The organism is Agrobacterium sp. 22-210-1, from assembly GCF_053522525.1.
On the sequence record NZ_JBNWCI010000003.1, the window covers coordinates 217,727 to 239,046 of the forward strand.

Annotated in this window: 21 protein-coding genes; 12 read left to right on the forward strand and 9 right to left on the reverse strand. The window is 58.4% G+C overall.

The genetic code is table 11. The features are described 5' to 3' along the window. Genes ACQZ5F_RS19325 through ACQZ5F_RS19345 form a run of 5 tightly spaced genes read right to left on the reverse strand, consistent with a single transcriptional unit; the run spans position 1 to position 5,337 of the window. Complete coding sequence (locus ACQZ5F_RS19325) at positions 1 to 918, reverse strand: ABC transporter permease (protein WP_448730731.1); 918 nt, start codon at positions 916 to 918, stop codon at positions 1 to 3. Continuing rightward, on the reverse strand, positions 915 to 1,934 hold the full coding sequence (locus ACQZ5F_RS19330) for an oligopeptide/dipeptide ABC transporter ATP-binding protein (RefSeq protein WP_448730732.1): 1,020 nt from the start codon (positions 1,932 to 1,934) through the stop codon (positions 915 to 917). Before ACQZ5F_RS19330 ends, ACQZ5F_RS19325 begins: the two co-directional genes overlap by 4 nt. Beyond that, entirely contained in the window at positions 1,931 to 2,878 is a 948-nt protein-coding gene (locus ACQZ5F_RS19335; protein WP_448730733.1) for an ABC transporter ATP-binding protein, read from the reverse strand. Before ACQZ5F_RS19335 ends, ACQZ5F_RS19330 begins: the two co-directional genes overlap by 4 nt. A gap of 59 nt (positions 2,879 to 2,937) precedes the next feature. Beyond that, positions 2,938 to 4,503, reverse strand: coding sequence for an ABC transporter substrate-binding protein (locus ACQZ5F_RS19340; protein WP_448730734.1), 1,566 nt, complete (start codon positions 4,501 to 4,503; stop codon positions 2,938 to 2,940). Between the two features lie 42 nt (positions 4,504 to 4,545). Continuing rightward, the gene (locus ACQZ5F_RS19345; protein ID WP_448730735.1) at positions 4,546 to 5,337 is read right to left on the reverse strand and encodes a DeoR/GlpR family DNA-binding transcription regulator; all 792 of its coding nucleotides are present in this window, start codon (positions 5,335 to 5,337) and stop codon (positions 4,546 to 4,548) included. A 643-nt stretch (positions 5,338 to 5,980) separates the two neighbouring features. On the opposite strand from ACQZ5F_RS19345, the gene ACQZ5F_RS19350 reads away from it, so the two are divergent. The 5 genes from ACQZ5F_RS19350 to ACQZ5F_RS19370 all read left to right on the forward strand — a co-directional run bounded on the left by ACQZ5F_RS19350 (position 5,981) and on the right by ACQZ5F_RS19370 (position 11,904). After that, complete coding sequence (locus ACQZ5F_RS19350; protein ID WP_052819114.1) at positions 5,981 to 6,265, forward strand: YMGG-like glycine zipper-containing protein; 285 nt, start codon at positions 5,981 to 5,983, stop codon at positions 6,263 to 6,265. Between the two features lie 214 nt (positions 6,266 to 6,479). Further along, positions 6,480 to 7,154: a response regulator transcription factor gene (locus tag ACQZ5F_RS19355; protein ID WP_052819115.1), complete on the forward strand. Its 675-nt coding sequence runs from the start codon at positions 6,480 to 6,482 to the stop codon at positions 7,152 to 7,154. A 1-nt stretch (position 7,155) separates the two neighbouring features. Then, the gene (locus tag ACQZ5F_RS19360; protein ID WP_448730736.1) at positions 7,156 to 8,505 is read left to right on the forward strand and encodes a sensor histidine kinase; all 1,350 of its coding nucleotides are present in this window, start codon (positions 7,156 to 7,158) and stop codon (positions 8,503 to 8,505) included. Positions 8,506 to 8,752: 247 nt separating this feature from the next. Next, the gene (locus ACQZ5F_RS19365; RefSeq protein ID WP_448730737.1) at positions 8,753 to 9,946 is read left to right on the forward strand and encodes an efflux RND transporter periplasmic adaptor subunit; all 1,194 of its coding nucleotides are present in this window, start codon (positions 8,753 to 8,755) and stop codon (positions 9,944 to 9,946) included. Between the two features lie 8 nt (positions 9,947 to 9,954). Beyond that, positions 9,955 to 11,904: a MacB family efflux pump subunit gene (locus tag ACQZ5F_RS19370; RefSeq protein ID WP_137087556.1), complete on the forward strand. Its 1,950-nt coding sequence runs from the start codon at positions 9,955 to 9,957 to the stop codon at positions 11,902 to 11,904. A gap of 67 nt (positions 11,905 to 11,971) precedes the next feature. Here ACQZ5F_RS19370 and ACQZ5F_RS19375 read toward each other — a convergent pair whose 3' ends face one another. Continuing rightward, positions 11,972 to 12,856, reverse strand: coding sequence for an NmrA/HSCARG family protein (locus ACQZ5F_RS19375; protein WP_448730738.1), 885 nt, complete (start codon positions 12,854 to 12,856; stop codon positions 11,972 to 11,974). Positions 12,857 to 12,945: 89 nt separating this feature from the next. On the opposite strand from ACQZ5F_RS19375, the gene ACQZ5F_RS19380 reads away from it, so the two are divergent. Continuing rightward, a complete protein-coding gene (locus ACQZ5F_RS19380) occupies positions 12,946 to 13,362 on the forward strand; it encodes a winged helix-turn-helix transcriptional regulator (protein WP_448730739.1) in 417 nt (138 codons plus the stop codon). Between the two features lie 163 nt (positions 13,363 to 13,525). Here ACQZ5F_RS19380 and ACQZ5F_RS19385 read toward each other — a convergent pair whose 3' ends face one another. After that, entirely contained in the window at positions 13,526 to 14,476 is a 951-nt protein-coding gene (locus ACQZ5F_RS19385; RefSeq protein ID WP_448730740.1) for a LysR substrate-binding domain-containing protein, read from the reverse strand. A 119-nt stretch (positions 14,477 to 14,595) separates the two neighbouring features. On the opposite strand from ACQZ5F_RS19385, the gene ACQZ5F_RS19390 reads away from it, so the two are divergent. The 4 genes from ACQZ5F_RS19390 (at position 14,596) to ACQZ5F_RS19405 (ending at position 17,701) form a co-directional block, all read left to right on the forward strand. Further along, positions 14,596 to 15,342 carry an SDR family oxidoreductase gene (locus ACQZ5F_RS19390; RefSeq protein WP_052819122.1) on the forward strand — a complete coding sequence of 249 codons (747 nt, stop codon included), beginning with the start codon at positions 14,596 to 14,598 and terminating at the stop codon, positions 15,340 to 15,342. Positions 15,343 to 15,344: 2 nt separating this feature from the next. Next, positions 15,345 to 16,052 (forward strand): cupin domain-containing protein, encoded by a 708-nt coding sequence (locus ACQZ5F_RS19395; RefSeq protein WP_448730967.1) that lies wholly within the window; start codon positions 15,345 to 15,347, stop codon positions 16,050 to 16,052. After that, a complete protein-coding gene (locus ACQZ5F_RS19400) occupies positions 16,049 to 17,140 on the forward strand; it encodes a flavin monoamine oxidase family protein (RefSeq protein WP_448730741.1) in 1,092 nt (363 codons plus the stop codon). Before ACQZ5F_RS19395 ends, ACQZ5F_RS19400 begins: the two co-directional genes overlap by 4 nt. Positions 17,141 to 17,206: 66 nt before the next feature. Next, complete coding sequence (locus ACQZ5F_RS19405; protein WP_448730742.1) at positions 17,207 to 17,701, forward strand: GNAT family N-acetyltransferase; 495 nt, start codon at positions 17,207 to 17,209, stop codon at positions 17,699 to 17,701. Between the two features lie 48 nt (positions 17,702 to 17,749). Here the strand turns inward: ACQZ5F_RS19405 and ACQZ5F_RS19410 are convergent, their stop codons facing one another. After that, complete coding sequence (locus ACQZ5F_RS19410; RefSeq protein ID WP_350639978.1) at positions 17,750 to 18,262, reverse strand: TetR/AcrR family transcriptional regulator; 513 nt, start codon at positions 18,260 to 18,262, stop codon at positions 17,750 to 17,752. Positions 18,263 to 18,361: 99 nt separating this feature from the next. Here ACQZ5F_RS19410 and ACQZ5F_RS19415 point away from each other — a divergent pair, with 99 nt between their 5' ends. Both ACQZ5F_RS19415 and ACQZ5F_RS19420 read left to right on the forward strand, forming a co-directional pair. Further along, entirely contained in the window at positions 18,362 to 19,129 is a 768-nt protein-coding gene (locus ACQZ5F_RS19415; RefSeq protein WP_448730743.1) for an SDR family NAD(P)-dependent oxidoreductase, read from the forward strand. A gap of 19 nt (positions 19,130 to 19,148) precedes the next feature. Then, positions 19,149 to 19,490 (forward strand): carboxymuconolactone decarboxylase family protein, encoded by a 342-nt coding sequence (locus ACQZ5F_RS19420; protein WP_052819296.1) that lies wholly within the window; start codon positions 19,149 to 19,151, stop codon positions 19,488 to 19,490. Between the two features lie 264 nt (positions 19,491 to 19,754). On the opposite strand, the gene ACQZ5F_RS19425 is transcribed toward ACQZ5F_RS19420, so the two are convergent. Continuing rightward, positions 19,755 to 21,260, reverse strand: a complete 1,506-nt coding sequence (locus ACQZ5F_RS19425; RefSeq protein ID WP_448730744.1) for a SecDF P1 head subdomain-containing protein — start codon at positions 21,258 to 21,260, stop codon at positions 19,755 to 19,757. Positions 21,261 to 21,320: the final 60 nt, after the last annotated feature.

Below are 21,320 nucleotides of genomic sequence, written 5' to 3' on the forward strand. Positions count from 1 at the left end.
TCAGTGCTTCCTGATTTTCGGATTGAGAACCGCATAGAGAACATCGACGGTGAGGTTGATGGCCACCATGAACGCGGTGAAGAGGATGATCATGGCCTGTACGACGGGTAGATCGCCGGTGCTCGTCGCATTGACAAACCCACTTCCGAGACCTGGCCACGAGAATACCGGCTCTATGAGTGCCGATCCGCCAAGCAGACCGCCTGCGACGAAGCCGAGTGTCGTCACCATCGGGATTGCTGCATTCGGAAGGGCGTGACGCAAGATGACGTCCCAATTCTGAATGCCATCCGCACGAGCTGCCGCGATATATGGCTGACCGAGCACGTCGATCAGCGTGGAGCGCATGAACCGCGCCACGGCCGCAGCGTTGAACAGCGCGAAGGTTGCTATGGGCAGGATGGCATGGTTCCAGGTTGAACTGCCGGAACTCGGCAGTACCCGAAGCCACACTGCAAACACGAAGACGAAGACCAGACCGAGCAGGAAGTTTGGAATGCTGTAGCCGAGAACAGCGCCGGCCATCACGCCTTTGTCGATAGCAGATTCACGACGCACAGCCGCAATAATTCCGACGGGAATTCCGATCAGGAGACTCAGGAAAAAGGCCGAAACCGTCAAAAGCAGGGTTTTAGGAATTCGCTCGCTGATAACGTCGAACACCGCTCGGCCATCTGCGAACGATGTCCCGAAGTCGCCATGGAATGCATTGGCGACATAGTAGAGATATTGTTCAGGGATAGAGCGGTCGAGACCCCACTTCTCGTTGAAGGCGGCAAGCGCCTCCGGCCCGGCATTATCCGACAACATCGACTGCGCGGGATCACCGCTCAAGCGCAGAATGACGAAAACGATGGTAACCGTGAACACGAGAACGACGATGGCACGTATGACGCGGGCGAAAATGAAGCTGGTCATATGGCCAACTCCTTCTTCACGGCGACATCAGCCGCCGGGACGGATTGACGGTCAATCTCCTCTGCACGATGGCAGGCAGCTTGCTGGTTCCCGACCAGTCGCAATGCCGGCGTCTCACTGACACATCGGTCGATCGCGAATGGACAGCGTGCCCGAAACGCGCAACCCTTTGACGCATTGCTGGCATCGAGTTCGCCTTTGATCGGCGGTTCGATATTTCGAACCCTGGGATCCATGGTCGGCACGGAAGCCAGGAGTGCCCGCGTGTAGGGATGCCGCGGATTTTGGTAGACCGTCTTGATGTCGCCTGTCTCGACAATGCGGCCGAGATACATGACGGCGATACGGTCAACGAGATGGCGAACGATCCTCAAATCATGGGTGATGAAGACGTAAGCGAGATCCATCTCCTGCCAGAGCTCGCTCAGAAGTGCCACCACCTGGGCCTGCACCGAGACATCGAGCGCCGAAACAGCCTCGTCAAAAACGACCAGCTTTGGATCAAGGATCAGCGCGCGTGCGATGACGACGCGCTGGCGCTGACCGCCTGACATCTGGTGCGGGTAGCGGTTCATCATCGCTCCGGAGAGGCCGACACGTTCCAGCATCGCGGCTGCCCGCCGATAGGCCTCTTCCCGACCACAGACATGATGAACGATCAGGCCTTCGGCGACCTGCTGGCCGATCATCATTTGCGGGTTAAGCGCCGCGAGCGGGTTCTGCTGTACGAGGGAGGTGCGAACACGGAAATTCCTCCAGTCCGCCTTCGTCCGGTCTTTGTGGTTTACGCCGTCAAACCATACATCGCCGCTGGTTGGGGGTGTCAGACCGAGGAGCAGTCGGCCAAGTGTCGACTTGCCGCTGCCGGATTCGCCGACAACACCAATGCGTTCCCGAGCCGACAGTTCGAAACTGATGTGGTTCGCGGCGAGCTGCTGCGTCGGCCTGGCGAAGAAACCAGTCTTGTGCCTGTAAGCCTTCGTCAGATCGCTTGTTTGAAGCAGGGGCGTCATCATGCGACCACCGGATGATAGCAGGAAGCTTCGTGGGACAGGCCGATGCTGGAGGGAGCAGGGAAGCGAGCCACACATTCCTCAGCCACGCGCGGACAGCGCGGATGGAAGTAACAGCCATCAGGCAGGCTCTCGAGAAGAGGAACAGAACCCGGGATTGGGATCGGTGGCTCAAGATCGGCGGGATCGATGCTCGGCATACAGTCGATCAAAGCGCGGGCATAGGGATGAGCGGGCCGCGCAAGCAGCTCCGCAATTGGAGCCGTCTCGATGATCTTGCCGCAATACATGACTGCTGCCTTGTCAGCGAGACGCGCAATCACCCCAAGATCATGGGAAACGATCATCAGGGCCATGCCAGTCTCGGCCTTCAACTCTTCGAGGAGGTGGAGGATCTGCGCCTGCATGGTGACATCGAGCGCAGTCGTTGGTTCATCGGCGATCAGCAATTGAGGCTTTGCCGCGAGTGCATGTGCGATCATGACGCGCTGGTTCATGCCGCCGGAGAATTGATGGGGGTAGGCGCGCAGACGGCTTGCGGCGCGATCGATACCGACGCGTTCGAGAAGCCGCATGGCTTCCAGCCGGGCATCGTTGCCTTTCAGCCCCTGATGGCGATAGAGCGCCGATTCAAGGTAACGGCCTATCGTATGAACCGGATTCAGGCTGCTGGTTGGGTCCTGGAATATCATTGCTATCGTCGGATCGGCGGCCCTGCCGGATTTCGTCGTATCACGTTCGAACTCGATGGAGCCACCGGTGCGGGCGATTCCGCGCGGCAGCATGCCCGCAACGGCGTAACAGGTCATGCTCTTGCCGCAACCGGACTCCCCAACAAGACCGAGGGTCTCACCGGCATTCACACTGAAGCTGATCCCATCAATGATTTTAGTATTGCGTGCCGGGACTTCGACGACCAGGTCGCGAACGGTCAAGAGCTTTGGCATTCTTCAATCTCCTTGGGGCGATGCGCACGGATGCGCATCGCCGAGGCAGCGTGTTATGATCAGCTGAAGCTGAGGTTGTTGCGAAATTCCATCATCTCAAAGCTGATGGGCTTCCACTGGACATTCTTGCGCGCCGCGTAGACGTCGAACGGCTGGTAAAGAATGACGGCCGGTGCTTCTTCCTCGAAGATGTCGCGCATGCGGCTCCAAGCGTCGAAGCGTTCCTTGCCATTCGGCATCTGGGAAACCTTGGTGCAGAGTTCGTTGAACTCGGCCGGAGCCTTCCAGCCCCAACGCTTCTGCACCTGGCCTTTCGGACCAAATTCGCAAACCATCGTCGCCCAGGCGTCCGTCATCCACTGGCCGTTCGACCAGTTGCGGATGTAGCTGTCCTGGTCTTTCGGTGCGGCGCCGGGGGCGAATACCTTCGGAACCACCGTGACGCCGATCTGCTTCCACATCTCGATCATCATCATGAGAGCGGGAACGGCATTGGCGTAGTAATTGCCCATCGTGTGGTAAGTGATGGGGGTGCCGTCGTAGCCACTTTCCTTGACCAGGCGCCTGGCTTCCTCGACGTTGTATTCCATCGCTTTGCGGTTTGGATCGAAAGATTCACCGTAGTTCGGGAAGTTGAAGCCATGAGGGATCGAAGCTTTGCTCTTCCAGAGCGATTCGACCATGATCGGGCGGTTGACCGCTAGCGCGAGGGCGCGGCGGAGCGTCTTCGACTGGAACACCTTCTGGTTCATGTTGAAGGTGAACATGTGGAAATTCTCAACGACCTTTCCGCGTGTTTCCAGGTCGGAATAGCCGTTGATGAGTTCCATGTCGTCGGGCGTGAGGGTGGTGACGATATCATATTCACCGCTGATCAGACCGGCGACACGGGCGGCTGGTTCGGCGACAAGCTGGTAGGTGATCTTTGAGGCAGTGGGTTTGATACCCCAGTAGTCGTCGTTCGGTTCGAGAACCACGCGGTCGCCAGCGATCATCTCGACGAATTTATACGGGCCTGTTCCGATCGGCTTGCTGCCGAACCCGACAGTGCCAAGGCTCTTATAATAGTCCTTCGGGACGATGCGCCCCATCCAGGAGGTAACGTATGTCTCCGTCAGATAGCTCGGCGTTTTCGTGCGCAGAACGACAGTGTATTTGTCCTCGATAACGGGCTCGTCGAAGTCGAGCGAATAGGAGCCACCAAGCGGAATGGTCTTGATTGCTTCAGGACCCCACAGGCGCTCGGACGAGAACGTGTAGGCGACGTCATCAGCGGTCATTTCGACGCCGTTGTGGAACATGACCTTCTGGCGCAGCTTGAAGCGCACGGACCTGTCGTCGATGCGTTCCCAGCTTTCAGCCAGCGATGGCATCAGACCGAGACCCGTTCCCGGCGCGCCGTTCCCGAAAAAATCGCGGGCGATGAGCGTGTCGTATATCTGGTTGACGATGCGCGGTCCGACATTGCTGATCGCATTGACCGGCTCCAGCGTGGCTGGCAGCCCGTTGACGCCGATCCGAAGCTCACGGCGCTCCTGGGCAAATGCAAACTTCATGCTGGTGGTCGATGCCAGCGCCGCAACGCTTGCACCGATGATGAATTTTCTGCGGCTGGTCGAAAGCATCTAAGGTCCCCTGCTTGGCAAGATGTACGTGGAAAGGAAGGTTCACGTCGCGATGACGAACTTTTTGCGCAGCTTCTCTGGCGCCGCGTCGATGATGGTTTTCGAGCCGTTGTCGGTGACAACGATGCCGATATCTTCGATCTTGCCGACAACGGACAGGCTGCTCTTTGTGAGCTTCGAATGATCGGCGACGACAATCGTCCGGCGTGAGACCTCGATCATGACCTTCGCGATGCTTGCGTTGACGGGCTCAACGGTACAGACCAGACCGCGATCGACGTCGATTGACGCCGCATTCAAGATGAGCTTGTCGACGTTGAACTGCCGGATGAACTGCTCTGCCAGCGGCCCGCGGAAGGAATGGTTCGTGTCGGTGTATTCACCGCCAACAGAATAAATCTTGTGATCACCCTGGCGCGTCAGCTCGGCAACGATGTCGAGGCCGTTGGAGATGATCGTGAGGTTCTTTCGACCCGCGAGCATTTTCGCGACTTCCAGCGCGGTGGTGCCCGCATCGAGGAGGATCGTGTCTCCATCCGAAATCATTCCGACAACGGTGGCAGCAATTGCAGCCTTTTCAGCTTGCTTCCACACCAGACGCGCGGAGTTCGTCGCATCTTGCGCTACCTGGTTGAGCCCGACTGCGCCGCCATGAGTTCTGCGAAGAAATCCCGACTCCTCAAGCTCGACCAGATCGCGACGCGCGGTCGCCACAGATATGTCAAAACGCTCAGTCAGTGTTTTGAGGTCAACGAAATTCTGCTCACGCAGAAGCTTGACGATCTTGGCCTGCCTGCCTTCTGCTTGTGTCGGTATTGGCTGGATCTCGTTCATTTGTGATGCTTCTCGTTCATGTGTGAGCGTTATCTATCGGCCTTGGATGACACTGATATGACAAAATAGGCCTGAAAAGTAGGTATATTGTATTTTGCAAGGCACCAATTCGATGCTGCAATGCGCTTTGTCGATGAAATATGAGCGATATCGTTCATCTCTTGGGGCCGTAAAGCAATAGAAGCGGTTGAGCTCTCAAACCCGTTTGGTAGGCACTCGGTTAGTAGCTCGCGATAGCGTAGCAGCGCGGTATCCAACGCGGTCCAATCCCGATTTTGTTGATTGCTGCCCGGACCAAATCCGGAAGGGGTAGGCTAGCAAGCTGCCGTAAGCGGTGTTGAAACGTCGTCAATCCCCGTATGAGAACGTCGGCAAGGGTCTGCGCGTAGTCATTTCGACTCACCATCCCAAAACGCAATGAAGAACAGCGTGACGTCGGAGCCTATCGATTAGGCGGCGGCAGTCTTTGAGAATTGCTGATCGCTGACACGCGCATCCTACGCGCATTTTGCGCTTTCGACCGGTGTCAATGCCGACGGCTCTCCGTAACTTCCGCGTAATTTTTGGCGGCCATACGTCTCCGCCTTGGTGCGCCTCAACGGTCGACGGGCGACCGTAGCGGCGATGGATCGAAAGGACGGACATGAAAAAGATCATTTCAGGCGTACTTGTTTGCTTGACGCTGACAGCGTGCAGCCAGACGGAAAAGGGCGCCGGCATTGGTGCGGCGGGCGGCGCTATCATCGGTGGGTTGGCAAGCGGCACTTGGGAAGGCGCTGCAGTGGGAGCCGCCGCAGGTGGCGTGGGAGGGGCCGTGGTAGGCAACATCAGCGAACGTAACGACAGGAACCGCCGCGACCGCTGGGAACAACGGGACCGCCGCGACTACGGGTGCAGATATCGGGATCATTACGGTCGCTGCCGATAAGGATTGCGGCCTGGGTGGTGCACGTCAATGGCGAGATGGGTACCGGACGAACTTCGGTTTCTCCGGTCTCCACGTCCATGGCAGTTTCATGATGTCCCACAACCTGACGATCAGGACGACGTCACGACTGTCGAGTTTATCTGAACCAGAGCCGTAGTTTTGCTATAAAGACTATCGGGAATGATTAGTCCGAGACTTGACTGATTAGGCGACTATGAAACTTCTGCTTATCGAAGACGATCCGGAAATGACGGACGCGTTGAGGACGGCCCTCTCGCAGCATGGCATCGTGCTTGACGCTGTTGGAGATCTGGCAACGGCGCGGGAAGCAATCGCTATGGCGGATTATGATATTGTCCTTATCGACCGGCAACTGCCGGATGGTGATGGCAGTACCTTTCTCGCCGATTTGCGTCGCGCCGGATCAAATACGCGATCGATCATCATCTCCGCCCTGAGGTCGACCGACGAGCGAATTTCCGGCCTCAATGACGGCGCCGATGACTATTTACCGAAGCCGTTCGAAATTCCCGAGCTAATTGCCAGAATGAGCGCGGTGCTGAGGCGGGTGCCCACAACCAGCCCGTTCGTCCTGTCGGCAGGAAACGTCACCTATGATCGTGTTTCATGCGATGTGCATGTCAACGGCGTCCGGCTTGCGCTCACCCGCAGGGAACTGCTCATCATCGAAACTCTTCTGAGAAACCGTGGTCGTACCGTGTTGCGCTCGTCCCTTGAGGGGCAGGTCTATTCCTTTGACGATGAGATCCAGTCGAACTCGCTGGAGTCCAATATGTCTCGCCTGCGCCGAAAGCTTGGCGAAGCCGAGGCCGACATTGTTATCAAGAATATTCGTGGCATAGGCTACTACCTTCATGAGCAGAAATAGGATGACCAGCACATCCCTTCGCTGGCGCTTCACTTTTGGTTTTATTGTCCTGCAGCTCTGCGCGGTCATCGCCTCTCTCAGCCTGGTTTTTTATCTCCTTTCCGGCCTCAAGCCCGATGTGGCGATCACGTCCATCTGGCTGTCTCAGGAAATCGCAGACTCGGTCCGTCTCGAGCCGAATGGCCGGGCCCATCTGGTGCCGACTGCCAAACTTAAAGAGATTATGAAGGACGCGCCTGACCTGTGGTTCGTGGCAGATCTGGGCAAAGATATTGTCCTCGCACACGGCGCGCCTCCCGAGAAAATTTCCGACAACATGCCATTCCTGCGGACGTTCAGAAGTGTCGAGCTGCATGGTGATCTGAATGATCCGTTGAGTGTCGCCCGCATGGAGCGCTTCGACACAGAGGCCGGTGAGGCAACGATTTTTGCCGGCGGTGTTTCGATGTCGCAATATGGTGTGACCGTGCTGTTGGGGAACCTTGCCATCGGCGTGCCGGCGCTGATCCTTGTCGCCATTTCCCTCATTGGCGTCCCGTTTGTCACGCGCTGGGCTTTGCGATCCTTCAGCGATCTGACCAGGCGTCTCGACAGGATCGATCTCGATACACGTGGCGCCCTGGTGGAAGAGCGTGGCTTGCCCAATGAGGTGCTTCGCCTGGTGCGCGACATCAACAGGGCGCTGCGTCGTCTCGATAGCGGCTTCGAGGCGACGGAGCGCTTCTTCGTCAACGCGGCCCATGAACTTCGAACGCCGATTGCTGTCCTGCAGGTAAGAATCGATACGCTTTCAGCAAGTGCGGACAAGACACACCTGCAGACGGCCATCAAGCGACTTACAGCGATCGCAAACCAGCTTCTCGACACCGAGAAGTACCGGCAGAAGCCTCAGCAGAATGCACCTGTCGATCTCAACAGCGTTGTGTCGAAGGTGGTCGCCGACCTTGCTCCCCTGGCGATCGCCGAAGGCTACGAGATTTCGTTCGACAGCGATGCGGAAAACCTGTTCGTTCCCGGGGATGCCGAAGCTCTGGAACGTGCATTCGTCAATCTGGTGCGTAATGCAGTGCAGTACGGAGGTGGAGGAGGACAGATATCGGTCAGTATTGAGGCTGACGGCAGCGTGACCGTAGCCGATCAGGGCTGCGGAATTGCCGGCGATAAGCAATCGCGCATATTCGAACCGTTCTACCGGATCAGCCCTCACGGCTCAGGTGCGGGCCTGGGGCTCAGCATGGTCAACGAGATCGTGACCCGTCACGGCGGCTATGTTGAGCTTTCGTCCGCTCCAGGCAACGGCAGCACATTTGCCGTGCGCTGGCGCGAGAAGCGCGTTTTCCAGCAGCGGTAGGGGCCGTCGTCTGCGCCAACGGGCAAGGCATATTCGTCCGTCGACGTTGGCTGAGCACGGGCGCGATCGCTTGATGTCTGGCGGGCAATCTCTGGCACGCCATCCACATTGCAAGCACCCTTTGTCGATCGGTTGATTTTACAGCGCGTGCCAAACGGACCAGGCGCAACGACCGCTCCCCGTAATTTTCAGGTAACTCTCGTGACAGAGAAAGCCCGCAAATTTCAATAGCATGGACCACGACTAAATGACACGACACATTACCCGCAAGCGTCTCATCCTGGCGGCGGCAACCCTTGTCGGTCTGCTGGTCGTCTGGCTCTTGTTTCTGCGTCCGCCGGCGAAGCCTGAACTGGTGACCACGCAGGCGCGAACGGGTGACATTGAAGAGGTCGTGCTGGCGACCGGGGTTCTCGAACCGCTTGAGCTGGTGCGCGTCGGCGCCCAGGCCTCGGGTCGCGTTGAGCGTCTGGCGGTCAAGATCGGTGACGTCGTCGAGGCTGGCCAATTGGTGGCCCAGATCGATTCCCAGACCCGGCGCAACACCTTGCGGGACCGCGAGGCCGCTTTGGCCAACATCCGCGCCGTTCACGCTGCGCGCAGCGCCGGTCTGGTGAAAGCCGAGAAGGACTTCGAGCGCGAGCGTGACCTGCTGGCAGGTGGTTCGACGCCGCGCGCCCAGTATGACGCCGCGGTTGCCACGCGAGACAGCGCGCGGGCTGAGGTTCAGTCGCTGGACGCTCAGGTCGCCCAAGCGCAGGTCGCGCTGGAGTCTGCGGGTATAGAACTGGACTATACCCGCATCACTGCCCCGATCGCCGGCACGGTGGTAGCGATCGTCACTGACGAAGGACAAACCGTGAATGCCCTGCAGACCGCGCCGACCATCGTCATGATCGCGCGATTGGACACAATGACGGTGCGCGCGGATATCTCCGAGGCTGACGTCGTGCGTGTACGGCGGGGCCTACCGGTCTGGTTCAGCATTCTTGGCGATCCGAAGCGCCGTTTCGATGGGGAGTTGCGACAGGTGGAACCAGCTCCCGCCTCCATCGCCAACGAGAGCAACGCCGCCGCGAGCCGTATTGGCTCAACCAACGGCGCGGTCTATTACACCGGGCTGATCGACGTCGCGAACGCGGACGGGGTCCTGCGGCCCTCCATGACGGCGCAGGTGTCCATCGTTCTCAGCCGCGTCAGCGGCGCCGTGCTGGTTCCGCTCAGCGCGGTGGAAGGCGCGCCCCGGGCCGGCGATACGGCGCGTGTCCGCGTACGCGACACAATGGGCGAGGTCCAGATCCGGCAGGTCCAGGTCGGCATCGACAACGGCGCGGACATCCAGATCCTTAGCGGTCTTCAGGCAGGCGAGACCATCGTCCTTGGAGCATCCACGGACGAACGCACGGATGGCCAGGCTCAACTGGCCGCGGCGAAGCGGTAGGGCGCGCTATGACGGAACCACTGATCCGCGTACGTGGGGTATCCCGCGCTTTCCCCGCAGGCGACGAGATGGTGCGGGTGCTGAAAGACGTCGACCTCGACATCGAGGCCGGCGAGATGATGGCCATCATCGGCGCCTCGGGCTCCGGCAAGTCGACCCTCATGAACATCCTTGGTTGCCTCGATCGTCCGACGGACGGCAGCTACTGGATCGAAGGGCGCGAGACGTCGAAGATGTCCGTGGACGAACTGGCGGCGCTACGCCGTGAGCGGTTTGGTTTCATCTTCCAGCGCTATCATCTGCTTGGCGATCTCAGCGCGGCCAGTAACGTCGAGGTTCCGGCCATCTATGCCGGGCGCAGCCGATCCGACCGGCACAAGCGAGCGATCTCATTGTTGACCCGGCTGGGCCTCGCTGAGCGGACGGGCAATATTCCGGGCAAGCTTTCGGGCGGCCAGCAGCAGCGGGTGTCGATCGCCCGCGCCCTGATGAATGGCGGCGAGATAATTCTGGCCGACGAACCCACCGGAGCGCTGGATACGCACAGCGGCGCCGAAGTTATGAAGATCCTGCGCGAGCTTCACGCCGAAGGGCACACCATCATCCTCGTCACTCACGACAAGAAGATCGCCGAACACGCGGATCGGGTCGTAGAGATCAGCGACGGCGTTATCATTTCCGACGAGCGCAATATATCCAAATCCGCCGCGACGGCCCGTCCCATCCGCGAGCACGCGCCGGGCGCTGGCTGGCGCGGCGCAATTGACCGGATGACCGAAGCCTTTCGTATGGCGGGCGCGGCAATCTGGGCGCACAAGATGCGCTCGCTTCTGACCATGCTCGGCATCATCATCGGTATCGCCTCGGTGGCGGCTATTTCGGCGCTGGGAGCTGGCTCGCAGCAACAAATCCTGAGCAGTATCAGTTCGCTCGGCACCAACACGATCGAAGTGCGGGCCGGGAAAGGCTTCGGCGATCTGGAAGCGGGCAAGATACGGACCCTGGTTCCCGCCGATGCCGAAGCGCTGGTGAACCAGCCCTATGTCGACAGCGTGACACCAACCGTCACGACGAGCGTAACTGTCAAGCGCGCTGCCGTGGCCGTCAATGCGTCAGTCACCGGAGTTGGCGCGGACTTCTTTCGTGTACGGGGCCTTGAGCTGGCCCATGGACAACTGTTCGACGCCCAGGATGTTATCGCCTACAGCCAGAATGTGGTGATCGACGCAAACGCCGCGCGAGACCTGTTTCCAGACCGGGTAAACCCGGTGGGGCAGGTCATTCTTCTGGGCACAATGCCGGCGAGGGTTGTGGGTGTGACGAAACCGGAAAACTCCTTCGGCCCGGCGGTTGATACATTGACGGTTTATGCGCCTTACACAACCGTCATGGGCCGCATGCTGGGACGTCCGAACGTCGACGGCATAACGGTCCGTATCAGAGACGATGTCGATCCGGGCAATGTCGAAGCCGCAGTTTCGCGCCTTATCGAGCGTCGGCACGGCGCGAAAGACTTCTTCCTCACCAACTCGGCGACCATTCGCGAGACTATCGAGACCACCACGCAAACCCTGACGCTGCTGATTTCGTCAGTCGCCGTGATCTCGCTGATTGTCGGCGGCATCGGCGTGATGAATATCATGCTGGTATCCGTGACCGAACGCACCAAGGAGATCGGGGTTCGTGTGGCCGTCGGCGCTCGCCGCAGCGACATCCTTTCCCAGTTCCTGATCGAGGCCGTCATGGTCTGCCTTGTCGGCGGCTTCATGGGAGTGATGCTCGCCCTCGGGATCAGCGCTCTTTTCAATTTGCTGAGCCCCGACTTCAAAATGATCTTCTCTTCGGGCTCCATCATGGTGGCCTTCACCTGCTCAACCCTGATCGGAATCGTCTTCGGCTTCCTTCCCGCCCGCAATGCGGCAAAGCTGGACCCGATCGAAGCCCTGGCGCGTGACTGATGACCTGGAAACGTCTGCTCGGTAGCCGTTGCGGTCGCTTATCATTATTGAGGCTGGCGTAGTGTCATTAGGCCGATGGTTGCAAGGCTGCATCGAGCAGCTTGCGCCCATTGCCAGCGAGCCAGGACCTGAAAGTGAGAAGGTCGGGGTTAATTTCGCGCATGAGTTTCAGATCGACGAGCTCGGCGAGCGGCCCGTCTACCAGGCTCTTTGCCATATGCGCGAGATCAGCGTTTGCAGCGAGAACATCGTCCGGGAACCGTTCATAGGTTATTGAGCGACCGGCTGCTTCGCTGAAAGCGACCTCAAGTTCACGCCCCGTCAGTCGATCGCTCGCGATCTTAAGCGTTGCACCGCCAAAGCGTGACTTGTCGGCAAATACGGCAGCGACAAACCTGCCGATGTCTTCCACGCCGGTAAGCTGAATGGAATGGTCGGGTCGGATCAGGGACACCAGCCGGCCCTCATCCAGACCGAAGCCAGGTCGCACCAGCATTTCCATGAAAATCATCGGCCGGATGATGGTCGTAGTCATGTCCAGCTGTCGAATATGGGCTTCGATACGAGGCTTGGCGTCGAAACGCGGAACGCCTGTCAGTTCATTCCCCACGCTGGCGCCAGACGAATAAACAAAATGGTTGATGCCGGTTTCGGCAGCGATATCCGCAATCGATGTACCATGACGGACTTCGTCTTCGGCAGCCAGGTTGGCTGGCAGTACGCTAAAGACACCGTAAGCGTCTTTCATTGCTGTGCGGATTACATTTGTCTCTTCAAATGAACCCTGCACAAGCTCGACACCTGCATTCCTCAACTGCAGGGATTCAGCTTTGGTGGAATCCAGAACGAGCGCGCGAACGGGCCATCCCGCTTTCAACAGGGCTTTGGCGACTGATCCTCCCTGTTTTCCGGTTGCGCCGAAAACCAGAATGGGGTGCTTGCTATTGGTCATTTGAAACCCTCGCGTTAAACAAGGGCCATCCATATATACGAATGTAGTTCTGCCGGAAGACGGCACATTTTTCAGCGTCAGGCACAAGGATGAAACCCTTGGATGAACAGACCGATGCCAGTACACAGTACGGGTCAGAAAATGACAGGCAATTCAGGCCCATTCCGTCAAATGGGGTCTGCAGCCTGCTGAGTGACAAGTGGACCGTGCCGGTTCTCTGGCGTCTTTCGCTCGCCGAGGATCATCGGCTCCGCTTTTCAGCCTTGAGAAAAGAGGTCCGTGAAATCACCCAGCGCATGCTGACGCTCACGTTGCGCAATCTCGAGCGTGACGGCTTCGTTACACGTCACTATTTCCCTGAAGTGCCGCCACGTGTTGAGTATGAGCTGACGGATATAGGCCACGGAGCCTTGCACGCCCTTGAGGGGTTCAACTTCTGGATCCACGACAATCTGGACGCCATCAAGGCGCGACGACGCGCTTACGACGACCAGACGGACCTGTAAATCCGAATCCCCGAGCCGAGTTGAGAGACTCAGAGACCGCTCCAGATTAGCAACGCTTGGCTAAGACCGCTTTCCGCATTCACGGCGAGATTAGAACCCTTGTGGCGCCCCGAAAGCGGAAATAGCAGTGGGCGCGCGAGGCGGCATGTTTGCGCCCCAATACTCAACGGCCCGCATCGCTGGCACTTTGGTGAACGTTTCGGTGGCTTTCGACGCTATCAGACACCAGCCACTCGTGAAATGAAGCCACTTCATATCTCCGTAGGGCTTTGGGAGATGCGGCGACGAAATAGGCCCACTTAACGGGCCATCTAATCTCGGGCAAGAGATGAACGAGGCGGCCGCTCTCCAGTTCCTGCGCCACCAGTGCTTTCCTGACGAGGGCAACACCGCGCGCGGCGATGGCCGCTTGAATGACGGCTGCCGTAGAGTTGATCTTCAGGCCGCTTTCCGCTGGCAACTGGTTCACCCCGGCGCGAGTGAGCCAGTCACGCCATGACGGGAAGTCGCCGCCAGGATGGGGCGTACCGTCATGGATCAGGGTTTGCTCGGAAATCCAGCCAGCCGCCATATGGCAATCCCGCGGAAGCAAAGACCTGTTGCAGACCGCGATGATTTCTTCACCCATCAGGTATGTTGACTTCACGCCCTTCCAGTCTCCGAGGCCGCACCGGATGCCGATGTCGGCTTCGCCCTGAGCAAGGTCAATCACCCGGTCGGAGACGTCGAGCCTGACGTCAATGTTGGGATGACGGGTCGTGAAATCCTCGAGACGTCCAAGCAGCCAGTTCGCGACCAGCGCCTGCGATGCCGTGACGACGATTACCGAACGAGCTTTTCGGCCGCGAAGCTTTCGAAGGCCGGATTCCAGGAGATCAAGGCCTTGCGCAATGTCATCCAGAGCCTCCCTGGCTTCGTCAACCGGGGCCAGACGTTCACTCCCTGACCGTGTTCGGCGAAAAAGCGGATACCCGACCCAGTCCTCAAGCGAACGGACAAGCTGGCCAACAGCGGGCGGGGTCACGTCAAGTTCGGTTGCCGCTCCAACGAAACTCCCGTGTCTGGCCGAAGCTTCAAGAGCCTGCAGGGATTTGAGCCTTGTGAGGTTTCTCATACGATAATGATCTCCTGATAACCAGCGACAAAGATTTTCTTTCTTTTCGGTATCGATCGTTTGCCTCGTCTCTGCAATCGAAAACGTCCATCCGTAATACTCCAGAAAGAGGTGCAGATATGACACTTGAGGGCAAGACAGCACTCGTCACGGGCGGATCGAGCGGGATCGGGCTGGCGACGGCAAAGATGTTACACGACAAGGGCGTGCGGGTCGCGGTCACGGGCAGATCGATGGCGAAGCTCGAGAGTGCAAGACTTGAAATCGGCGAGGATGTCCTGACGATCCAGGCCGATGTATCGTCACTGGACGATCTGGCGAGAATGAAGGCTACTCTCGAAAAAGAACTCTCCGCGATTGACATCGTGTTCGCGAACGCAGGCGTGGCCTTGGGCACGCCGCTCGCGTCTGCCGACGAGGCAACTTATAACGCGATCATGGACACCAACGTCAAAGGCGTCTTTTTTACTGTGCAGGCGGTGCTCCCTCTTATGCGCGATGGCGGCTCGATCATCCTCAACACCTCCTGGCTCAATCAGGTCGGCACACCCGGTCGCGCCATCCTCTCAGCGTCGAAGGCTGCAGTCCGATCCTTCGCCAGGACGATGTCGGCAGAGCTGATTGATCGAAAGATCAGGGTTAACGCTGTCAGCCCCGGATCGATAGAAACGCCAATCCATCGTGGGAAAAACCAGACGGAGGAAGAGTTCAGAGCCTATGCGGAGCGGGTTGGCAGCCAGGTGCCGGCCGGACGGATGGGCAAGCCCGAGGAGATCGCCGCAGCCGTACTCTTCCTCGCCAGCGACGCTTCCGCCTACATGCTGGGTTCGGAAATCGTCATCGACGGAGGAAGATCAGAGCTATGACGATGTTGATCAACGAGGACCTCACCCAGCGTGCCCTTGTCCATTCAGAGCGCCTCGACTGGGTATCTAGCCCCGCCAAGGGCGTCGACCGCCGCATGCTGTTTCGCATCGGTGGAGAGAAGGCCCGCGCGACATCCATCGTCCGTTATGCTGCCGGCAGTCGCTTCACCCATCACGAACATCCGGGCGGCGAGGAATTTTTGGTTCTTGACGGCGTCTTCCAGGACGAGAGCGGCGACTTTCCGGCGGGAACCTACGTCCGCAATCCTCCAGGCACAGGCCACGCACCAAGCAGCGATGACGGATGCATCATCCTCGTAAAGCTCTGGCAGTTCAGGGAAGCCGACCGGAAAAGGATCGTCAGGCTTCCGGGGGAAGGAACCTCTCTGAACTTGCGCTCCGGAGTGGCTTCGTCGCGATTGCTTTTCGACGGAGATGGCGAACGTGTGACACTTGAGGATTGGCAGCCCGATAGAATAATCGACGTCGAAAATCCCGACGGCCTCGAACTACTGGTACTATCCGGAGATTTCACAGAGAGCGGCGATATACTTGACCAGTGGACGTGGCTCCGACTGCCGGCTGGCCAGTCGATCCAAACAAAAGTCGGGAGCGATGGAGCTCGCGTCTGGATGAAGGCTGGTAAATTGCTGCACGACGATGTCTGCCAATTCGATACTGCCGTGAACCCAGAGGGAAAGTCCCGATGAAGTCCTATGACGTCGCGATCGTCGGTGCAGGCCTCGCCGGTCTCTACGCGGCAAGAGGCTTGTACGCGGCCGGGGTCGACTTCGTCGTCATCGAGGCCCGCGACCGCATAGGCGGCCGTATCCTGACCGCGGACGGTTCGGGACTGCCGAACGAAGACGGCTTCGATCTCGGTCCATCCTGGTACTGGCCAGAGATGCAGCCGGCCATGGCGGAACTGGTGTCGGAAGTCGGCCTCAAATCGTTTCCTCAAAACAGCGATGGCGACGTTGTCTTCGAGCGGATGTCACGGGAAAGGCCCCAGAGATATCGGCCTACGATGCAGGAGCAGCAATCGATGCGGATATCGGGCGGGACCGGAGCCGGCATCCGTGCGATCGCCCGTGAACTGCCGCAGGATCGAATTCTGCTCGGTGCTAAGGCGACGGCGATGGAATTGACCGATAACGGTGTTCGGATCGCGATTCAGGGCAAAGAGGCGGCTGAAGAGACCATCGAGGCTCGCCATGTCATTGTGGCATTGCCGCCGCGACTGCTGGAAGCTTCGGTGTCCTTCACTCCGGCGCAGGAGAACGCGACCTCTAAGCGTTGGCGGGATACGTCGACGTGGATGGCTCCGCACGCCAAGTTTTTTGCGATCTACGATCAGCCTTTCTGGAGGAGCTCGGGTCTCTCCGGGACTGCCCAGAGCATGGTCGGGCCGATGGTGGAAGTCCATGATGCCACGACCGCTTCCGGCAAGGCAGCTTTATTCGGGTTTCTCGGCGTGGCCGCCGAGAAACGTAAAGCAATCGGTGAGGAAGCACTGAAGGCCGCATGCCTCGCACAGCTCGAACGGTTGTTCGGGGCTCCCGCCCGAAACGTGACAGCAACTCTGCTGAAGGATTGGGCCACGGATCCCTTGACCACAACGAAACACGACCTCGTCGCCTCCGGGCATCCCATCATCCAGGACGAGGCCTGGGTAAGCGGAGCGTGGCGTGAACGCCTTATTCTGGCAGGAAGCGAGACAAGCGATTCCGAGCCTGGCTATCTGTCGGGTGCGGTCACGGCTGCCAAACGTGCCGTCGCCGACTATCTTTCGCGATAGGGAGCGTGGTGTGCAGTCCATGCCCGTCTTATCGAACGATCTTCTCGAGCAAATCAGGATTTTTGAATGACCATCGAATACTCTTTTCGTCAGCCAGTCCTCAATGATGCGGAGCGGTGTTTTGAGATCGAGACGTCGGCCTACGAAGGCGACGAGGCCGCGACACTGGAGAAAATCAAAACCCGTATCACTGAGTATCCTCAGGGGTTCCTCATCCTTGAAACGGGCGGAAAGATCGTAGGCTTTATCAACAGCGGCTGCGCATTCGATGTCGTCATGTCCGATGAGGCGTTCAAGGAACTCATTGGACACGATCCGGAGGCTCCAAACGTCGTCATCATGTCGGTCGTTGTCGATCCGGCGGAGCAGGGCAAGGGATATGCGAAACTCATGATGAACCGCTTCATCGAGCAGATGAAGGACATGGGCAAGATGAGCATTCATCTTATTTGCAAGGATCAGCACGTGCCGCTCTACCAAAAGATCGGCTATCGCTATGTCAAACCCTCAGCATCGGATCATGGCGGCATGGCTTGGCATGAGATGATCATGGGCCTTTAGAGCCACATTTCCTTACGGGCACAACCGTTTCCTGGTGGCTATTACCAATCAAGCAACGAAAGCAGAGCTGCCGGCTTCGAACACCGACTGATCGTCCAGGATAGTCGCCGTCAGCATCGCCCCTTCCAGGGCGGAGAGAACCCGGATCGCGGCGGCCCGTTCCAAACCGCCTTGCCGCAGATTCTCGATACCACGCTCAAAGAATCTCTTGACCTCGGTTCTGATTTCCTCGGCAAGTTCGTGAGACGTGGCCGCCAAAGCACCACAAAGACACATGCGTCCATCCCGTTGCAAAGCAATCCGGAAAACGCGACGCCAAGCCTCCACGACATCAGTGCCCAGTGCGACTTCTGCGTCGACGGCTTCGATGAAGCGGTCGGTGTAACGGCGCGCGACTGCTGCTGCGAGTTTTTCCTTGGCCGGAAAGTGATAGTGAACAGAGGAGGCCTTCACGCCAACATCCGCAGCAACGTCACGAAAACTGAAACCGTGATAACCGGCTCCGCGAATTCTCTCTTCGGCGGCATCCAGAATTGCGGTTACGGTGTCTGTCATAAACATTCCTCTCTACCTAATGTTAGATAGGCCTTGCGATCCAGAAATTCAATCCCTATGTCTCGATCATCTATCTAACGTTAGATAGACAAATGGAGATTGAACATGCGCTTTGAAGGTAAAGTAGTAGCAATTACGGGCGGAGGCTCAGGCATCGGTAAGGAAGCGGCTGCTCGCTTCATCGCCGAGGGAGCGAAGGTCGCGATCAATGGACGTGATTTGGCAAAGCTGGAGGCTGCAGCAAAGGACATTGATCCAGGCGGTAAAAACGTCGTCGTCGTCGCAGGCGATATTGCCAGGTCAGAAACCGGAGCGGCTCTGGTCGATGCGGCGGTAAAGCACTTCGGTGGCCTGGATATTCTCGTGAACAACGCCGGGGTCTTCAACCCCAAGCCATTCATAGAACTGACGGAAGCCGACTACGACTGGTATCTGGACACGATTCTCAAGGGTAAATTCTTCACGGCGCAGGCAGCGGCCAAGGTGATGAAGGAGAAGGGGGGCGTGATTGTCCAGACGGGTTCCATGTGGGCGATCCAAGCAATCGGCGCAACGCCATCAGCCGCCTATTCCGCGGCGAACGCAGGGGTCCACGCAATGGTCCGCAACCTCGCAATTGAACTTGCTCCGTACAATATCCGGATCAACGCAGTCGCGCCGGCAGTTGTCGAGACCCCTGTCTATAACACCTTCCTCTCTGACGATCAGGTCAAGGAGGTCCTGCCAACCTTTAACGCCTTCCACCCGCTCGGTCGGAATGGCCAGCCGCGCGATGTTGCCGAAGCGATCCTTTTCCTGGCATCCGAGCAGGCATCGTGGATTACCGGCACGATCCTTCCCGTGGATGGCGGCGTGACCGCCGGCCGCCAGTAAGGAGATCACCATGAACACGATGCAGGATTGGAATGCTTACCGTGAGACGCTGTTGGCGCGGGTAGGAGAATTCGCGAAGCACAGCCCCGATGTCTTGCGTGGGCTCAACATGGTCGAAGGCAGCGGGGCCAAAACAAAACACCTTGAGCCGAAAATACACGAGCTGATCGCCCTCGCTGTCGCGGTTACGACCCGTTGCGACGGCTGCATCTCCGTCCATGCCAAGAAGGCAGTCGAACTCGGAGCAGTGAAGGGTGAAATCGCTGAAGCTCTGGGTGTTGCCATAGCACTCAACGCTGGAGCAGCACTCACCTATTCGGCGCGTGTATTTGACGCTGTCGATGCCCTCCCATCGGACTAAGGCAGACATGCTGGCGGGGCCAAAGCGCCCCGTCAGCGATCTTCCTTCCACGCAGTGTTTTGCAAGGCAGGGTGGATCACAGTGGCCAATCCCTCCCGGAAGCTGCCTTTCGCCGAATAGGTTTTGTGGGAGTCGCGCTTATGGAGTCCACCGAGCGCAATTCCGGACGGTCAGCGATTGCGATGCGAAAACTTCTGATCTGTCTGTCTGGTATCCGAAAAAACAGGACGTGCCCGCATACCGGAAGAAATCCTCATCGCAAGGTCACGGCGCCAACCGCACAATGATCGTCGCCTCAGAGGATGACAAGTGCCGCTCGATCACCTTGGCTTGCGATGAATCAAGACCATTGATGGTAACGCTGCCGCCGATAATTGGCTCTCTCACCACCGGCTCGAAAATGACTTCTCCATCAACCAGCAACTGGGTCTTGTGCCCGAGAGCTACGCGCGTGAAATCCTCGAAGGCCTTGGCGCTTTCCGGTGTCAACGCAATTTCCACCGCAGGTCCTGCAGCAGGATCGACCGAAGTTTTCACCTTGGCGACCTTGAGCGAAATCGGTGCAATGTCCCCGCCGCCGCCGTCGGCAGAGGTTTTGCCACCCTCATTCTGGTCGGGAGAGGAAGCGGTATCGGCTTCGGGCTTCGGGCGGTACTGGTCCAGATTGATCGACGCCTTCGTATTGTTTTCGGGTAACGGCTCAACCCGTTGGCCAGACAGGGTCTCGGCAGTCCAGGCACGCGGCGCGGGCAATACCGGTGGCTGATCCTCTCGCCAGATATGCACGGCCACGGTAACCTTCATGCCGCCAACATTTGCGACCGTGTTTTCCAGCACTTCGATTGTCGAGCCGTCGTGTGTTGAATTCACATAGGTCACAGTCCGTGATTTGCCGGCGCTTCTGGCCTGCGCCAGTTGCGCATCGGTCAGTTGTTTGGCCCGGTCTGCGAAGCTCGCGATCATGCCATCGATCGAAGATTGCTGGGATTGCAGCAGGGCAGCCGGATCGTAGGTTACCTTCGCGCTGAAGGTGGCTGTTTGCCGGGCCTTGTCGGCGGCTTCGAGTTTCCAGACGGTACTTGTCGGAACGAGCATCCCCTTCAGCTCTTCGCTTCCCGCAACCGTCCATTCCTTCCCGATATCGGTCGTGAAAGCTTCGGAGGATTGCCCAAGCGCAAGGATCATGCTTTCCGGCGCAAGCACGTCGATAACGACTAGGGGATTACCTTTAACCGCCTGGAGCATGCGGGAAGCCGTGTTATCAGACGAGGACGTGGACAGAAGCATTTCCATATTGGCTATGATCTGATCGGCGCCGACAAGTGCCGTCGGGGCACCGCTCGGATCCGCGTCGAATTCCAGCTCCTCGACGCCATAAGCGGCGAGCGAATTGCGAAACATGGCGTTCATCGCATAGGAATCCGCAGCGCCCGTTGCGTCCGGGGGAATGTCCGCCGAAAGCCTCCATTTCATCCGCATCCCCTCGTCGTTCTGCGACAGGACCGTTGCAGATTGACGGAAGTCGCCCCGCATGACGGCGGACGATGCTTCCGGCCTGTCGAACCAAAGCGACATGTCGGTCTCGGTCGTCTTTTGAACGCGATAATGACGCTCAGTCCCAACCGCAGGTTCGTAAGGTGGAACGGTCACGCTCTCCGCCGCCTGGGCCGGGCCGACTGCCATCGTTACCTGGAATATCAGCCCGGCAGCGAGAAAGAGGGGAGGGACCAAGCCGATATTACGGCGCGTTACGTTCGTGCGAATTTGCATGCCCCTCCGATTAGCTTTCCAACGCCTGACACGTTGATTTCATACTGTCTATCCCAGGTT

Bases quoted from the DNA above. Each gene is read 5' to 3' on its own strand.
- ACQZ5F_RS19325 (WP_448730731.1), bottom strand. From the start codon at position 918: ATGACCAGCTTCATTTTCGCCCGCGTCATACGTGCCATCGTCGTTCTC.
- ACQZ5F_RS19330 (WP_448730732.1), bottom strand. From the start codon at position 1,934: ATGATGACGCCCCTGCTTCAAACAAGCGATCTGACGAAGGCTTACAGG.
- ACQZ5F_RS19335 (WP_448730733.1), bottom strand. From the start codon at position 2,878: ATGCCAAAGCTCTTGACCGTTCGCGACCTGGTCGTCGAAGTCCCGGCA.
- ACQZ5F_RS19340 (WP_448730734.1), bottom strand. From the start codon at position 4,503: ATGCTTTCGACCAGCCGCAGAAAATTCATCATCGGTGCAAGCGTTGCG.
- ACQZ5F_RS19345 (WP_448730735.1), bottom strand. From the start codon at position 5,337: ATGAACGAGATCCAGCCAATACCGACACAAGCAGAAGGCAGGCAGGCC.
- ACQZ5F_RS19350 (WP_052819114.1), top strand. From the start codon at position 5,981: ATGAAAAAGATCATTTCAGGCGTACTTGTTTGCTTGACGCTGACAGCG.
- ACQZ5F_RS19355 (WP_052819115.1), top strand. From the start codon at position 6,480: ATGAAACTTCTGCTTATCGAAGACGATCCGGAAATGACGGACGCGTTG.
- ACQZ5F_RS19360 (WP_448730736.1), top strand. From the start codon at position 7,156: ATGACCAGCACATCCCTTCGCTGGCGCTTCACTTTTGGTTTTATTGTC.
- ACQZ5F_RS19365 (WP_448730737.1), top strand. From the start codon at position 8,753: ATGACACGACACATTACCCGCAAGCGTCTCATCCTGGCGGCGGCAACC.
- ACQZ5F_RS19370 (WP_137087556.1), top strand. From the start codon at position 9,955: ATGACGGAACCACTGATCCGCGTACGTGGGGTATCCCGCGCTTTCCCC.
- ACQZ5F_RS19375 (WP_448730738.1), bottom strand. From the start codon at position 12,856: ATGACCAATAGCAAGCACCCCATTCTGGTTTTCGGCGCAACCGGAAAA.
- ACQZ5F_RS19380 (WP_448730739.1), top strand. From the start codon at position 12,946: ATGAAACCCTTGGATGAACAGACCGATGCCAGTACACAGTACGGGTCA.
- ACQZ5F_RS19385 (WP_448730740.1), bottom strand. From the start codon at position 14,476: ATGAGAAACCTCACAAGGCTCAAATCCCTGCAGGCTCTTGAAGCTTCG.
- ACQZ5F_RS19390 (WP_052819122.1), top strand. From the start codon at position 14,596: ATGACACTTGAGGGCAAGACAGCACTCGTCACGGGCGGATCGAGCGGG.
- ACQZ5F_RS19395 (WP_448730967.1), top strand. From the start codon at position 15,345: ATGTTGATCAACGAGGACCTCACCCAGCGTGCCCTTGTCCATTCAGAG.
- ACQZ5F_RS19400 (WP_448730741.1), top strand. From the start codon at position 16,049: ATGAAGTCCTATGACGTCGCGATCGTCGGTGCAGGCCTCGCCGGTCTC.
- ACQZ5F_RS19405 (WP_448730742.1), top strand. From the start codon at position 17,207: ATGACCATCGAATACTCTTTTCGTCAGCCAGTCCTCAATGATGCGGAG.
- ACQZ5F_RS19410 (WP_350639978.1), bottom strand. From the start codon at position 18,262: ATGTTTATGACAGACACCGTAACCGCAATTCTGGATGCCGCCGAAGAG.
- ACQZ5F_RS19415 (WP_448730743.1), top strand. From the start codon at position 18,362: ATGCGCTTTGAAGGTAAAGTAGTAGCAATTACGGGCGGAGGCTCAGGC.
- ACQZ5F_RS19420 (WP_052819296.1), top strand. From the start codon at position 19,149: ATGCAGGATTGGAATGCTTACCGTGAGACGCTGTTGGCGCGGGTAGGA.
- ACQZ5F_RS19425 (WP_448730744.1), bottom strand. From the start codon at position 21,260: ATGCAAATTCGCACGAACGTAACGCGCCGTAATATCGGCTTGGTCCCT.